The organism is Aestuariivirga sp., assembly GCF_044238155.1.
Taxonomy (GTDB): domain Bacteria; phylum Pseudomonadota; class Alphaproteobacteria; order Rhizobiales; family Aestuariivirgaceae; genus Aestuariivirga.
The window spans coordinates 1-14,416 of sequence record NZ_JBIIDX010000094.1; the positions used below are offsets into that span (position 1 = coordinate 1).

The 14,416-nt window shown below is 62.2% G+C and carries 10 protein-coding genes and 1 pseudogene; 7 read left to right on the forward strand and 4 right to left on the reverse strand.

What is annotated here, in order from left to right; genetic code table 11:
• Nucleotides 1–235: pseudogene (locus ACILRN_RS10780) on the forward strand (ionic transporter y4hA); the annotation flags it as partial.
• 61 nt (nt 236–296) lie between these two features.
• Nucleotides 297–2,090, forward strand: a complete 1,794-nt coding sequence (locus ACILRN_RS10785; RefSeq protein ID WP_395688174.1) for a cation:proton antiporter — start codon at nt 297–299, stop codon at nt 2,088–2,090.
• Nucleotides 2,091–2,103: 13 nt separating this feature from the next.
• On the opposite strand, the gene ACILRN_RS10790 is transcribed toward ACILRN_RS10785, so the two are convergent.
• From ACILRN_RS10790 to ACILRN_RS10800, 3 genes are all read right to left on the reverse strand, one after another.
• The gene (locus tag ACILRN_RS10790; protein ID WP_395688176.1) at nt 2,104–3,132 is read right to left on the reverse strand and encodes an NAD(P)/FAD-dependent oxidoreductase; all 1,029 of its coding nucleotides are present in this window, start codon (nt 3,130–3,132) and stop codon (nt 2,104–2,106) included.
• A gap of 15 nt (nt 3,133–3,147) precedes the next feature.
• Nucleotides 3,148–3,468, reverse strand: coding sequence for a 2Fe-2S iron-sulfur cluster-binding protein (locus tag ACILRN_RS10795; RefSeq protein WP_395688178.1), 321 nt, complete (start codon nt 3,466–3,468; stop codon nt 3,148–3,150).
• A 234-nt stretch (nt 3,469–3,702) separates the two neighbouring features.
• The gene (locus tag ACILRN_RS10800) at nt 3,703–4,254 is read right to left on the reverse strand and encodes an Hpt domain-containing protein (RefSeq protein WP_395688180.1); all 552 of its coding nucleotides are present in this window, start codon (nt 4,252–4,254) and stop codon (nt 3,703–3,705) included.
• Between the two features lie 161 nt (nt 4,255–4,415).
• Here ACILRN_RS10800 and ACILRN_RS10805 point away from each other — a divergent pair, with 161 nt between their 5' ends.
• The 3 genes from ACILRN_RS10805 to ACILRN_RS10815 all read left to right on the forward strand — a co-directional run bounded on the left by ACILRN_RS10805 (nt 4,416) and on the right by ACILRN_RS10815 (nt 10,344).
• Nucleotides 4,416–8,672, forward strand: a complete 4,257-nt coding sequence (locus ACILRN_RS10805; RefSeq protein WP_395688182.1) for a hypothetical protein — start codon at nt 4,416–4,418, stop codon at nt 8,670–8,672.
• Nucleotides 8,673–8,681: 9 nt separating this feature from the next.
• On the forward strand, nt 8,682–9,662 hold the full coding sequence (gene dgcA / locus ACILRN_RS10810; protein WP_395688185.1) for an N-acetyl-D-Glu racemase DgcA: 981 nt from the start codon (nt 8,682–8,684) through the stop codon (nt 9,660–9,662).
• A gap of 157 nt (nt 9,663–9,819) precedes the next feature.
• Nucleotides 9,820–10,344: a hypothetical protein gene (locus tag ACILRN_RS10815; RefSeq protein WP_395688186.1), complete on the forward strand. Its 525-nt coding sequence runs from the start codon at nt 9,820–9,822 to the stop codon at nt 10,342–10,344.
• Nucleotides 10,345–10,586: 242 nt separating this feature from the next.
• On the opposite strand, the gene ACILRN_RS10820 is transcribed toward ACILRN_RS10815, so the two are convergent.
• Nucleotides 10,587–11,564 (reverse strand): threonine/serine dehydratase, encoded by a 978-nt coding sequence (locus ACILRN_RS10820; protein WP_395688188.1) that lies wholly within the window; start codon nt 11,562–11,564, stop codon nt 10,587–10,589.
• 95 nt (nt 11,565–11,659) lie between these two features.
• Here ACILRN_RS10820 and ACILRN_RS10825 point away from each other — a divergent pair, with 95 nt between their 5' ends.
• Together ACILRN_RS10825 and ACILRN_RS10830 are read left to right on the forward strand one after the other, a co-directional pair.
• The gene (locus tag ACILRN_RS10825) at nt 11,660–13,708 is read left to right on the forward strand and encodes an NAD(P)-binding protein (protein ID WP_395688190.1); all 2,049 of its coding nucleotides are present in this window, start codon (nt 11,660–11,662) and stop codon (nt 13,706–13,708) included.
• Nucleotides 13,709–13,859: 151 nt separating this feature from the next.
• Nucleotides 13,860–14,416 (forward strand): peptidoglycan-binding protein (locus ACILRN_RS10830; protein WP_395688192.1); only part of this gene is annotated, 557 nt, incomplete at its 3' end.

Consider the following 14,416-nt stretch of genomic DNA (forward strand, 5'->3'; position numbering starts at 1 on the left):
CGCACTTGGCTCGGCGCTCGCCTCGATCGCACTCACGATCCCGATCATCACCGCACTCGCGGCCTTCACTGACGTGCAGCTCGTTCTCGGCGTTCCGCCGTCCAAGATGATCCTGCTTGCACTGGCGATGTTTGTGAGCGTCATCACCCTGCTCCCCGGGCGCACGTCGGTGCTGCAGGGATATGTCCATCTGAGCCTGTTCATCATGTTCATAGTGGTCGCCGCAGTGCCATGAAGCATTGCCGCTTTTGACTTCTGCGCCGCTCTCCAGCAAACTCCGTCATCTGGAGGTGCCGATGGCAGCAGAACAGGCCTTCTACTACAGGGAGTTTCTGGTTGTGCTCGGCGTGGCGGGGCTTGTGGTGCCGCTGTTCCTGCGGCTGGGCGTCAATGCCGTGGTGGCCTTTCTCACGGTTGGCATCCTGCTCAGTCCTGATATTCTCGGCCCGCTTGCGCGTCTCTTTCCAGCGCTGACCTATGTCAACATCAGCGAATCGTCAGACCTCAGCCATATTGCCGAACTAGGCGTGGTGTTCCTGCTGTTCCTGATCGGCCTGGAGCTCTCCTTTGAGCGCCTGAGAATCATGCGACGGCTGGTGTTCGGGCTTGGTGGGCTGCAGGTAGCGCTGAGCCTTGCCGCAATCGCCGCGCTTGCTCTGGCGCTCGGCTTCGACGTGCGGGACGCCCTTGTGGTGGGGGCTGCTCTGTGTCTGTCATCGACGGCGATCGTCGTTCAGTTGCTCTCCGATGCACGGCGGCTGGGCTCACAGACAGGCCGTACCAGCTTCGCGATCCTGCTGATGCAGGACCTGGCAGTGATACCGCTCCTCCTGCTCGTGCCGATCATGGGTGAACGCCTCGCAGGCAACGTTACGGTCAGCCTTCTGCTCGCCCTTCTGCAAGCCGGCATCGCCATTGCCCTCATCGTCATCGTCGGGCGCTACCTGCTACGGCCACTCCTGCGCCTGGTGGCACGCACCGGTGGCGCAGATTTCTTCATGGCGGCAACGCTTCTCATTGCCGTCGGAACTGGCGCTGCTGCAAGCCTTGCCGGGATTTCCATGACGCTGGGCGCCTTCATCGCCGGGCTGCTGCTGGCGGAAACCGAATACCGGCGAGCCATCGAAGCGGTCATCGAGCCGTTCAAGGGCCTCTTGCTGGGCACTTTCTTCCTCGTCGTCGGCCTGAAGCTTGATCTTGATACGCTGTTCTCGGATCCAGCCTACGTACTCGGGGTGGCCGCGGGCCTCATCTTGCTTAAGGCTGCCATCATCTATGCACTTGCCCGTCTGTTTGGCGTGCCACGTGGGGCCGCGCTGGAAACATCAATACTGCTGGGTCCGTGCGGAGAGTTCGGCTTCGTCATTGCTGCCGCTGCCCTGGCCTCTGGCCTCATTGCGGACTCAACCAACCGCAACATCCTGCTGGTCGTCACGCTGACCATGATTGCCATTCCCTTTCTCGCCAAACTCGGCGCACGCCTCACCCTGCGGCTGCGCCAGAACGCAAGGGCAGCCACCGCAGAAACTCCGCTCCCCGGTAATCACGAGGCACGGGTCATCGTGGCGGGGTTCGGTCGCGTGGGACACTTGATCGTCTCAATGCTCGAAGAGCACAAGATCCCCTATCTTGCAGTCGACAGTGACGCCGAGCTCGTCTCGCGCGAGCGCAGGCTGGGAGCTTCTGTCTACTTCGGCGATGCGTCCAATGCCGAATTCCTCAAGCGCTGCGGCCTTGCCGAAGCGCGGGCCTTGGCCATCACCATGGACAACCCCGTGCGGACCGACGAGGTGGTCAAAGCCGCGCGAGGCTTGCGCAGCGATCTTGCCATCATCGCGCGAGCCCGTGACGAGCGCCATGCCCAGCGCCTCTATGCTGCCGGTGTGACCGAAGCCGTTCCTGAGACCGTCGAGTCGAGCCTTCAGCTGGGCGAGGCACTGCTGGTTGAAACCGGCATACCCATGGGTTTAGCGATCGCATCTGTCCATGAGCGCCGGGACCAGTTCCGCAAGCTTCTGGGACGGCCCAACCGCAGGGAACAGCTCGACCTGGCCACCAAGCGCCTGCGCCGGGACAAGACGCTGGGTTGAACCAGCAGCGGCGTCAGGAGACTCCGAGCTTCTTCTGCAGGCTTGAGCTTGATGTGGTGTACTGGAACATCAGACGCTCACCTGGGTTCTTCAGTCTAAACACCTTCTGGGCCATCAGCGCCGCCTCATGGAAGCCAGACAGTATGAGCTTCAACTTTCCCGGATAGGTATTGATGTCACCAATTGCAAAAATGCCCTCGACCGAGGTCTCGAACTTCTCGGTGTCCACCGGAATGAGATTTTCGTGGAGGTTCAAACCCCAGTCCGCCACCGGCCCCAGTTTCATTGTGAGCCCGAAGAATGGCAACATTGCATTGCAGGCGATATCAAAGCTTTGCCCGTCGTTGCCCTTGACGCTCGCCGCCTCCAGCACCCCGCCTGCGCCTTTGAGTCCAGTCACCTGACCTAATTTGAAACCTATCTTTCCGGCCTCCGCCAACTCGCGCATCTTGCGGACAGAATCTGGCGCCGCACGGAAATCATCACGGCGGTGAAGCAGTGTCAGGCTGCGGGCGATTGGCTGCAGGTTCAGCGTCCAGTCAAGCGCTGAATCTCCGCCGCCGACGATGAGAATGTCCTTGCCGCGCAAGGCCTCCATCTTCTTCACGGAATAGAAAACTGAAGATCCCTCATAGGCCTCAATGCCCGGAATGGGCGGCTTCTTCGGCTGGAACGATCCACCGCCCGCGGCAATCACCACAACTCTTGATCGGAACACCAGGCCGCCATCAGTCTGGAGTTCGAACCCGTCTTCACCGAGCGTCCGGAGCCCGGTGACCATGTGGTTGAAGTGAAACGTCGGATTGAACGGCTTGATCTGTTCCATAAGGCGCGAAGTCAGTTCAGCACCGGTGACGACTGGAAGAGCCGGGATGTCATAGATGGGCTTTTCCGGGTAGAGTTCGGCACACTGTCCTCCTGGCCTGTCAAGGATGTCCACCACATGGCAGCGGATATCGAGCAGGCCGAGCTCGAAGACGGCAAACAGGCCACACGGGCCGGCGCCTATGATCACCGCATCGGTGCTGATCGCGTCGGACATGGAACGACCCTCTCCTCAGAACTGTTTTTCAGGAACCTTGACCCGAAGGCCGTCCAGCACATCCGAAATCTTGATCTGGCAGGACAGGCGGGAATTGTCGCGCACATCGAATGCGAAATCGAGCATGTCCTCTTCCATCGGGTTTCGCGCTCCGACCTTCGCCACCCACTCGGGTTCGACATAGACATGGCAGGTGGCACAGGCGCAGGCCCCGCCGCAATCTGCATCAATGCCCGGAACCATGTTCTTGACAGCCGCCTCCATCACCGACATGCCGGGAAGCCCCTCGACTGTCTGCTCCGAGCCATTGTGCTGAATGAAGGTGATTTTCGTCATGAGCCATCCGCTTTCCACATGTCCGGGTCCTCTGGCGGCAGCGCATGACATTAATCTGCACTCCGCCGCCGGCATGGCGCATGCTCTAGCGCAAGGGCCCGTTGGGTGTACAGCGCCAGCGGTCAGAAATTTCCGACTGCTTAGACATGCGGGCGAGGCTTGCCCCGCTCCGCCGAGGTTCCCGGCTACGGTCAAGCCCCACTGCTGGAACTGACTGGGGATGCGCCGTGGATCCTAAATCGCTTGGCGCGAAACGGCAGGGAATACGGCGCGCGCCGCGTCACGGAACTCTGCAGCCGCCGCCTGCAACGCCTTGAGACGCAGGGCCCTCACCTCAGCGTCTCCGGGGAAGTCCATGCGATCCAGATCTACGGCAAGTGAATACAACTTGCGCGCGCCAATCGATGCAGCGGCGCCTTTCAGCGCGTGGGCCGCAAAGGTAATGTCGGCTTTTGTCTTTGCCGTCCTGATAAGGTCAAGGGTGCTTGGCAGTTGGGTTAGAAAAAGGTTTAAGACTTCTACCGCAAGCATCTGATCTTGCATTGTATAATGCCGAAGATGCAGATCGTCGAAAGCGGGGGCCTCCGGCTCTGGTTCGGACATCGGTCTGCTGTCGCGTATGGTCATGCTGGCCTTCCCCGGGCGCGGCCCCCTGGGCCAAAACCACGCAATCGGTTTAGGACAAACAGGTAAACGCTTGATTTCAAGGCCCTGGTCGATATTGGCTGGCGGTTTTAACCAATACTTAATAAAATGACTGCCGGGCAGCGAAGCCGGTTTAACCAAACCTTCCCATGGGCTATGGTGAAATTTCGGAATGTTCGCCCGGGCCGGGGCCGCCTCTGAGCCGGAAAATCAAGTCCGGTCGGGGAGATCTTAGCGGTCTAGCGGGCGGGGCAGCGCCTGACACAGGTGAATTGAACGTACGGGAACGGGAACCAGAGACAATGGCCAATACGACCGACACGCGCCGTGAACGGCGGCAGGCGGATGCGGATGCTGCCGGACGGCGAGAGCCACCTCGGCTTGCTGGCGATCAGGGCTCAGTCAAGGCCCGGCCGGCGAACGAGAACGACCCCAGCACGGCCATGCTGCTGGCAAAACTCCGCCGCCGTCCGTCCTTCATGCCCTACGGGACCGTCTCCATCATCCTGACTGCCCTGTGGTCTGGCGGATGGTTCTTTGCCCATTCGGGCGCCTTTGGCGCCGACACCCCTCCCGCCGGAGCCCTGTTGGCCCTCGCCTTGCTGCTGGTGCCGGTAGCAATCATCTGGACGGGAGCTTACGTGCTGTGGCGTGCTGCTGACATGCGCCAGGCTTCTGAAGCGCTGTTCCAGTCGGCCATGCGCCTCGTGCGCCCCCAAGATATCGCGACCGAAGGCCTGACCACCATTGCACAAGCTGTGCGCTCCGAAGTCGACATGCTGGTGATCGGCATAGAAAACGCCGTACAGCGCGCAGCCGTGCTGGAAGAAATCGTGCACAAGGAAATCGCTGCCATCGAGCGAACTTTCGGAGGCAATGAGGAGCGCATTCGCGCGCTCGTTTCAGGCATCGAGAACCAGCGCTCGGCACTGCACCAGACCGCGCTGCTGATCAGTAACGACACCAACCCGCTGATCACCCGGCTGGAAGGCAGCACGCGCGTGCTCGATGGGATCATGGCCGCTGCACAGGACTCGCTGGGCCGGATGGAGGGCGGTCTGCGCGAGATTTCCAACAATGTGGCGCGCTCCATTGACAGTATGTCGGAACGGGCAAACGCGACAGGGTCAGAAATGACTCAGCAAATCTCGCAGATGGAGGGCGTAACCACCCAGCTGATCGACCAGATGCAGGAATTTTCGCGTCAGCTTGGCGGCCAGATCAACCAGCTCCGCGTTGTGGCTTCGGATCTCAGCCTGGAGAGCGGAGAGTTCGGCAGCAGCCTGCACGATATGCAGGCCAACATATCTCAGGTCGTGAGCAACTCGATCGACTCCCTCGCCTCTGTTCACCAGGACATCGCGCGCACCGTGGAGCGCGCCAGCATCGCCGCCACAGATCAGATGCGTCAGCAGGTCAATGACCTGTCCGATATCATGCAGGCATCCGGCGGTAACGTCAGCTTCCACATCAAGACGATGGCGGAAGATCTGATGACGAGCCTTGAGCGTATCGGTTCCGACACCGCTCAGCTGATCGAGCAGAGCCGCAACCTTGTAACCCAGGGCCTCCAGACGGTGGCCGGAGAGTATATTGAACGCGTTGCCCAGTCGCGGGCCGACCTGATCACCTATCTCGATCAGTCGGCCTCGGGCGTTGCCACGGCGATTGACGAAGCCACCGAAAATGTGGCCAGTCAGCTCAACACCGCTGGCAACCATATGCTGGTGAGACTCGATGAAACAACCCAGAATATGCTAAGTGAGCTTGGCTCGATGGGCTCGGGTCTGTCAGGCCGCATCGACGAGACCGCTAACCGGCTGATCAACGAACTGAGTGACCACTCCGCGCGCATCATCACCAGACTGGATGACTCGGCGGGAGGCGTGTTTTCCCGCCTCGACGATCAGGCCAACCTGGTCACCAACCGGGTGGAAGAGGCTGCCAGTCGCATTCTGTACACAATTGAAGACCGCACCGCTGCTGCAAGCGCGCGCGTTGGCGAAACATCTCATGAGGTGCTCGCCGCACTGGACAAGCAAAACCTCGAGTCGGCACAGCGTGTTGCCGACTCTGCCACCCGCGTCGAAACTGCAATCGGTGAGGCCCGTTCGCGCATCGACGACGCAACGGCGATGTTCAGGTCCGTCGCGGACGAGATCACCGGCACTATTGAAAGCCGCCTTGGCGAGTCGGGGGCGCTGCTTCAGGATCAGGTGTCAACGACGGTTGCAGGCGCCAGCGAGCGACTTGAGGGAACCACGCGCCTGTTCCAGGACGTGATCGGCACCGCCTCCACCGAGATGGAGCGCAGGATCGATGGAGCCGCCACTCGCCTTTATGGCCAGATTGAACGCAGCGTCAACACGGCCACGGGCGCCTTGGAGCAGGCCAATGTCAAACTGCGCGATACGCTCGATACAAGTGCAATGAATGTCGTCGAGCAGATCGACGGGGCATCGGCCCGCGTGAACCAGCTCCTCGTATCGACCAGCGGCGCTATCACGACCCACATCAAGGAAACTGCCGAAATCGTCAACCGTGGGCTTGCCGACTCCGGCATCGCTGTGGCCGAACGTATTGAGGGCTCCGGCGGGCTGGTGACCGACAAGCTGATCAGCGTGTCTGAAACCTTCGTCCACAATGTTGGCAGGGCGCGTGAGGCACTCGTCGAGATGCTTACAAGTTCCTCGGAAAACGCGACCCGCAGGCTGGAAGACACGACCCTGCAGCTCTACAGCAAGCTCGACAGCACGACCACGTCGATGACCGGGCAGATCGAGCAGACCGCACAACGCATCACCGACTACGTAAGCACCACCACGGGGAATGCCGTGGCCAAGGTGGCTGCCGTGACAGACCAGCTCACCACCCAGCTCGATGCCTCATCAAACCAGCTGGGCAATCTGCTCGATCAGACCTCGCTGCGCCTCGGCAGCCAGCTTGATCAGGCAACCTCTGGGCTGTCTGCGCTGTTTGGCGCCTCCACAGAGACACTGACCCGTCACCTCGACGAGACCTCCTCGCACCTCTCGGACATCTTCACCTCCAATACCAGCAAGCTGACCGGGCAGCTTGGGCAGACCTCGGACCAGCTGTCCGGCCTGTTCTCGGCCAACGCAGAGCGTCTGAGCAGTACGCTGGACCAGACCTGGAATAGTCTCTCCGGACTGTTCACCGCCAAGACCGAGACCCTGACGGAGCAACTCGACCGCACCTCGAACGAGATCTCGGCCCTGTTCACCGCCAATACCAACATGATGTTCCAGCAGCTGGACAAGACGGCTACCCAGATCACCGATAATTTCGCCGACACCGCAGTCCGGGTGACGACCCAGGTCAGCGAAGTCCACCAGCGCCTGACCCAGCGCCTTGAACAGGCAGCCGATCAGACAACCTCGCAGCTCGATGATGCCGGTTCTTCCATTCACGCCAGGATCAGCAAGGCGACCGACGAACTCGCCAGTCGCTTCGAGCTCTCGAGCTCCGTTCTCGACCGCACCACCACCGAACTTTCCAGCAAGCTCGACGGCACGGGGCAGCGGTTTGCCTCCATGCTCGACGAAGCCTCGACGGCCATCCTGACCGATCTTGGCAAGGCGGCCGAGGCCTTCAATACAGGCCTGGCCGGCACAGCAACACAGATTACCGGATTGTTGCAGCAGGACACCGGGCAGCTTGCCAATCGCATTGAGCTTGCAAGCCGCGAACTCGAGCAGGTCTCCGTCAACACCACTACGAAGCTCGAGGATGCCAACCGGAAGTTCATCAAGCACATGGAAACCGTCAATACCTTCCTGTCAGAACAGCTGGCGGGCGCCGCAGGCGTCATGGATGAGCGCCTCAGCGCCATTTCGCGCGATCTGACTGGACGGCTCGAGACCACCAGCGCACGTATCGCCGAGCGGCTCGATGACACAACGCTCACCGTCGAGCGTACAGTCGACAAGCTCGACGGCGAGATGGAACGCCTGCTCGTCGGGCGCCGCGCCGCGCTCGATGCCCTGCTGGCCGACGCGACGCGGCAGTCAAGCGAGATCGGCGGCGCCATTGGCAGCTACATGACAGCCATTGAGGCTTCACTGGCCGCCTCTGAGGAAAAAGCGCGTGACATCGCCCGCATCATCGCCGAGCAGTCGGGCATCGCCAGCCGCAATCTCGCGCAGGAAATCGATCGGCTGGAGGCGACATCGGCAGGCCAGATTGACCACGCCACGCGCACGCTGCGCGATCAGCATGAGCGCGCGATGGCCGCCATGAACGAGATGCTGTCGTCCACTGCCGGAGACTTCCAGCAGACGGCCCATGACATGCGCCTCACGGCCCAGCAGGTTGTAAAGGACATTGACGCCGCGCGCGCAGACCTGATGCGTGCCCTTACCGAACTGCCGGAGGAAACCCGCAACAACGCCGATGCGATGCGCCGTGTTGTGGCAGATCAGATCAGCGCGCTCAACGCTCTGGCCGACGTGGTCAGGCGCCAGGCAGGCGTGCTTGATGCCACCGGCCCGGGTGCAGCCGTCAAGCGCAGCCGGCGGGACACCACGCCGCAGAGCTGACCGGCCAGCATGCCGCAGCTTGTCGTATCTGAAGAGTGCTGGCCCATTGCCGGTGCCTTCACCATCTCTCGCGGCAGCAAGACGCAAGCGGATGTGGTGACGATAAGCCTGGCTGCTGGTTCGCACATCGGGCGGGGCGAGTGCGTCCCCTATCCACGCTATGGGGAGACCGTTTCCCAGGTCATCGCCGCGCTTACCGACGCCCGTGGCAGGATCGAAGCCGGGCTCGCGCGCAGCGACATCCCAGCCCTGATCGCTCCCATGGCAGCACGCAACGCGCTTGATTGCGCGCTGTGGGACCTTGAAGCCAAACTGACAGGCCAGCCAGTCTGGACGCTGGCCGGGCTTCCGAAACCCACACCAGTTGTCACTGCCTACACGCTCAGTCTCGATACGCCGGAGGCCATGGGGGCCGCCGCGGCAGCGGCCGCCCATCGCCCGCTGCTGAAGTTGAAACTGGGCCGCGAGGGTGATGCAGATAGGCTGACCTCAGTGCGCCGCAATGCACCTTCCTGCAGGCTCATCGTGGATGCCAATGAGGGTTGGTCGGCAGACGGACTGCCGGGCATGCTTGCTCTTTGCGCAGATACCGGGGTTGAAATGGTCGAGCAGCCGCTTCCTGCCGGGCGCGATGAAGCCTTGAGGGAGATGATGCGGCCCGTTGCCGTCTGTGCCGATGAGTCGGCGCACGGGCTCAGCACACTGGACGATCTCGCCGGCAAGTACGATGCCATCAACATAAAGCTCGACAAGACCGGCGGCTTGACACCCGCTGTTGCCCTCGCACGAGCGGCACGGGCCCGGAACTTCAGGATCATGGTCGGCTGCATGCTTGCAACATCGCTTGCCATGGCGCCCGCCATGCTCCTCACGCCCTGGGCCGATGTTGTCGACCTCGATGGCCCCCTGCTGCTGGCGGCTGACCGCGCACCTCCGATCCGGTATGACGGCAGCCTGATGCATCCGCCCCCGCGCGATCTCTGGGGCTGACCCCCGGAGGCGGTCGCACCGCTAGAATCGTATGCCGGCTTATCAGTCAGGCCGGCTCTGGCTCTCAACCAAAGATTCATCTCTCGGCGGGATACTCCCCCGGTCTGCCATTGGCCGCCGTGCCTTGGCCGGCTTGTGTGAGTGGAGTGAGTGCTGCATGTCCTCGAGAGAGATGCCGACTTATGGCGAGTTGGAACCGTCTGGTTCTGCCGAAGACGATTTCGACGCCATTGAAGATGCCGTGATGGAAACCGCACGCGGCCGATGGTTTCTCGATCAATACGCAACCAGGATCAGGGCGAGGGAAACCTCCGCGCTCATGGCGGGCATGCGGCGGCTTGAAACATCCATCGCCGCCAATCATGACGCATTGATGGATCGGGTTGCGGCAGCCCTTGCCAGCGCACCGCCGGATCAGACGGATGAGCACCCCCGCAGCATGATCGACGAGGAGCGGGGCCTTACGGCGCAGCAGTTGCGTTATTTCCAGGCCGATGAGGATATCTTTGAGCCAATCCCCGGTACGGACGCGTCGGATATCGCGGAATTGGCCGAGATCGCGGAACAGCTTGAAGCGAGAAGCCAGCAGGAAAGCCGCAAGCGGCGTATCGTCATCATCCGCCACAAGCCCGGCGAAGACATCGCCGTACCCCTCGCCGATGACGTGGCACAGGCTTCCTGAAGCAGGCGCTTAAACCCGGCGCAGGGGCTAACCTGTTTGCACTCCGCCGCCGGAGACAGTTCGCCGTGTGGCCGCCCGGCACCGCCAGGCCGCAAAAGCTAACAGCTCTCCGGCTTCCTTCGCGGCAGGGGTTTGGTTCGTCACGATCGCCTCGGGCACGCACGGTCCTCGCTTCTGGTCGCCTCTGCCGGTCCGCACCAGCGCGACCGAACGGCACGGGTTCGAGCAACTCGGTTCGTGCTCTAGACGGCCTTGGCGAGAATTCGGGCGAAGAGCCCGGGGTCGCAGTTGCCTCCTGACGCGATGACGCCGACCGCCCTGCCCTTCGTGTCGATCTTGCCGGCGAGCACCGCCGCCAGCGCCACGGCGCCACCCGGCTCGATGACCAGCTTCAGAACTTCGAAGGCAAAGCGGACGGCTGCCGCTGCCTCGGCATCACTCACCACCAATCCCTCGCCCAGCAGCCTTCTGTTGATGGCGAAGGTCATGTCGCCTGGCGCTGGCGACATCAGCGCATCGCAGATCGAGCCTGACAGGGAGGCATTGCGTTCGATCCGGCGAGCCCGCAGGGATCGGGCATAGTCATCAAAGCCGGCGGGTTCGACGGTTCGCACCGCGGTGCGAGGCGAGCGCGCCTCCATGGCCAGCGCCACGCCTGCCGTAAGGCCTCCACCCGAGCAGCACACCAGGACGTCATCCAGCACAATGCCACGGCTTGCCGCCTCATCTGCCAATTCGAGGCCGGCCGTACCCTGGCCAGCAATGATTTCGGGGTGTTCGAAGGGCGGCACCAGAGTGGCGCCGCGGTCTTTCACGTGGCGGGCCGCGATCTCCTCGCGCGATTGGCTGGCACGGTCATAGGTCACCACCTCCGCGCCGTAGCCGCGCGTATTGCCCTGCTTGATCTGCGGCGTGTCGGAAGGCATCACAATCAGCGCCCTGAGGCCCTGCAGCTGTGCCGCGGCCGCTACGCCCTGGGCGTGATTGCCGGAGGAATAGGCCACGACCCCGCCCGGATGGCGCTCGGCATCCAGCTGGGATATCAGGTTCCACGCGCCGCGGAACTTGAACGATCCGGTACGCTGCAGGCACTCCGCCTTGATGAGCACCCGGCCGCCGGCGCGTTCATTGAGCTGCTGTGACTCGAGAACCGGTGTCCTCACGGCAAAACCATGCAGCCGCCCGGCAGCCGTCATGATGTCATCGAAACCGGGCAGCATCGCCTCTCCGCTCTTTGTTCGCTCGCTCGAAAGCATCATAGCCGGGCAGGCCAGGTTTTTGCTACACCCTGAAACACACCAGCCAGGACCTGATGATGACCCGCGATCCCCGCTACGACATTCTCTTCGAACCCATACGCATCGGCCCGCTCACGGCCCGCAACCGCTTCTATCAGGTGCCGCACTGCAACGGCATGGGATATCGCGATGCTTCAGCGCTGGCTGCCATGCGCGGCATGAAGGCAGAAGGCGGCTGGGCCGTGGTCTGTACGGAAATGGTGGAAATCCACCACACGGCGGATGTCGCACCCTATGTGGAGCTGCGGCTGTGGAGCGATCATGACATTCCCATGCTCGCCCGCATCGCAGACCGTATCCACGCCCACGAGTCGCTGGCGGGCATTGAGTTGTGTCACTCGGGTTATACGGCCAACAATTCCTGGACGCGCGAAGTCCCCTTCGCTGCAAGCCCCATGCCCACGGCCAGTTACTTCAACGACCCCGTCCAGGCGCGCGGCATGGACAAGGAAGACATCCGCAATCTGCGCCGCGCCCACCGCAAGGCCGCGCTCCGCGCCAGAGAGGCAGGCTTCGACCTGATCTATGTCTATGCCGGGCACGGGCTCGGTATCTTCCAGCATTTCCTGTCGCGGGCCACCAATTTCCGCAATGACGAATATGGTGGCTCGCTTGAAAACCGCGCGCGCCTGCTGCGCGAAGTGATCGAGGACACCAAGGAGGCAGTGGGAGACCGGTGCGCGGTACCGGTGCGTATCGCCATGCACGAGTTCCAGGGGGCCTCAGGCCTCGAGCCTGCGGAGGTCGAGGATGCAATCGCCATGATGGCAGAGTTGCCTGACCTGTGGGACCTGTCGCTGTCCGATTGGTCCAAGGATTCGCAGACCTCGCGCTTTTCCGAAGAAGGCTTTCAGGAGCCCTACATCAAGGGCGTCAAGAAACTGACCTCGAAGCCGGTGGTGGGCGTGGGCCGCTACACGTCGCCCGATACTATGGTGCGCGTGATACGCCAGGGCATCATGGACATGATCGGCGCGGCACGCCCTTCGATCGCTGATCCCTTCCTGCCGCGCAAGATCGAAGAGGGCCGGCTCGATGACATCCGAGAATGCATCGGCTGCAACATCTGCGTCACGCATGATTTCACCATGACGCCGCTGCGCTGTACCCAAAATCCATCCATGGGTGAGGAATGGCGCCGTGGCTGGCATCCGGAAATCATCAGGCCGCGCCACGCCGATCAGCATGTCCTTGTCATTGGCGCGGGGCCGGCCGGTCTGGAAGCGTCCCGTGCGCTGGGCCAGCGCGGCTACCGCGTCAGCCTCGCTGAAAAATCTGCCGAAGCCGGCGGCCGCGTCAGCCAGGAAAGCCGCCTGCCCGGCCTTGCCGCCTGGGCCCGCGTGCGCGACTGGCGGTTGTTGCAACTGCGCAAGCTCAGCAGCGTCACGCTTTACCTCGAGAGTGATATGACGCCGGCGCTTGTCGCCGAGGTCGGCGCCGATCACGTACTCCTCACGACCGGCGCAACATGGTTGCGCGATCTGACCGGCCGCCACAACCTCCGCCCCGTCGTCCATGACGCAAGCCTCAACCCGTTGACCCCCGATGATCTGATGGCCGGACGGCGGCCAGCCAGCAGGCAGGTAGTGATCTTCGACGACGATCATTACTACATGGGTGGCGTGTTGGCCGAACTGCTGGTGCGGGAGGATCACAAGGTGACGCTGGTCACCCCCAGTTCGCTTGTCTCATCCTTCACCAAGGCCTCGCTGGAGCAGAAGGTGATCCAGGCCCGGTTGCTGCAACTGGGCGTCAACATCATCGCAAATCATGCCGTGACTGGCATAGCGCCCGATCACGTGATGCTTGAATGTGTCTTCACCGGCGAACAAAGCCCGCTCGAGGCCGGGGCCATCGTCACGGTCACCGCCCGGCGTCCGGATGATCACCTGTGGCATGACCTCACCGCCCACGGTATCGCAGCTTCCCGCGCCGGAGATTGTTTCGGGCCTGCAACAATTGCCGCTGCTGTCCATGCGGGCCGGGCCTTCGCAGAGGATTTCGGCCAACCACCGCGCGATTTCCTCGATCTGCCGTTCCGTCGGGAGGTCACTGCCCTCAGCTGATCCAGAAACTGCCTCATTCCTGTCCCAGGAAAAGGCTAGACTTCACACGATTAAGACACCATTTACCGTTCTCGCCGAGGGTGTCGCGGCTTTGTCTCCGGGGGTTCTTCTCGTGCTTTCGCGTCGCGCTTTCAATCGCAGGCTTCTGGCCATGGCAAGCCTTCTGGCCATGGGCACGGCTGCTTACGCCGAAGATCCGGTCTTCACCAGTTCGCTGACCGGCCCCTCGGCGCTCAAGGCCCAGCCTGCGAAGGAGAAGACGGACGGCAAGCTGGCCACCCAGACCGAGATCGTCGCCGGGCTTGATCAGGTCCCGATGCTCAGCCCATCGTCGCGCGAGGCCATGCAAGGCGCCATTGCCATGTATGAGGAGATCGTCGCAGGCGGCGGCTGGGAAGAACTGGAAGGGCGCAGGCTCAAGAAAGGTGCGCGCGGCGAGGCTGTGCTGGCACTGCGCCAGCGTCTCGTGGCCGAAAACTATCTTCCCTTCGACTCCCTTCAGGCCGAAAAGCCAGACGTCTTCGACAGCGAGATGGAAGATGCCGTGAAGGCATTCCAGACCAATCATGGCGTCCTGCCCTCCGGCATCGTTGCCGAGAAGACGCTTGCCCAGCTCAATGTGTCGGCCGAAACACGGCTGTCCATGCTCTGGGAAAATCTGCCTCGGATCGAGGCCTACGGCCGGGAGCTTGGTGAATTCGCGATCCT

Bases quoted from the DNA above. Each gene is read 5' to 3' on its own strand.
- ACILRN_RS10795 (WP_395688178.1), bottom strand. From the start codon at position 3,468: ATGACGAAAATCACCTTCATTCAGCACAATGGCTCGGAGCAGACAGTC.
- ACILRN_RS10825 (WP_395688190.1), top strand. From the start codon at position 11,660: ATGACCCGCGATCCCCGCTACGACATTCTCTTCGAACCCATACGCATC.
- ACILRN_RS10815 (WP_395688186.1), top strand. From the start codon at position 9,820: ATGTCCTCGAGAGAGATGCCGACTTATGGCGAGTTGGAACCGTCTGGT.
- ACILRN_RS10785 (WP_395688174.1), top strand. From the start codon at position 297: ATGGCAGCAGAACAGGCCTTCTACTACAGGGAGTTTCTGGTTGTGCTC.
- ACILRN_RS10790 (WP_395688176.1), bottom strand. From the start codon at position 3,132: ATGTCCGACGCGATCAGCACCGATGCGGTGATCATAGGCGCCGGCCCG.
- dgcA (WP_395688185.1), top strand. From the start codon at position 8,682: ATGCCGCAGCTTGTCGTATCTGAAGAGTGCTGGCCCATTGCCGGTGCC.
- ACILRN_RS10805 (WP_395688182.1), top strand. From the start codon at position 4,416: ATGGCCAATACGACCGACACGCGCCGTGAACGGCGGCAGGCGGATGCG.
- ACILRN_RS10820 (WP_395688188.1), bottom strand. From the start codon at position 11,564: ATGCTGCCCGGTTTCGATGACATCATGACGGCTGCCGGGCGGCTGCAT.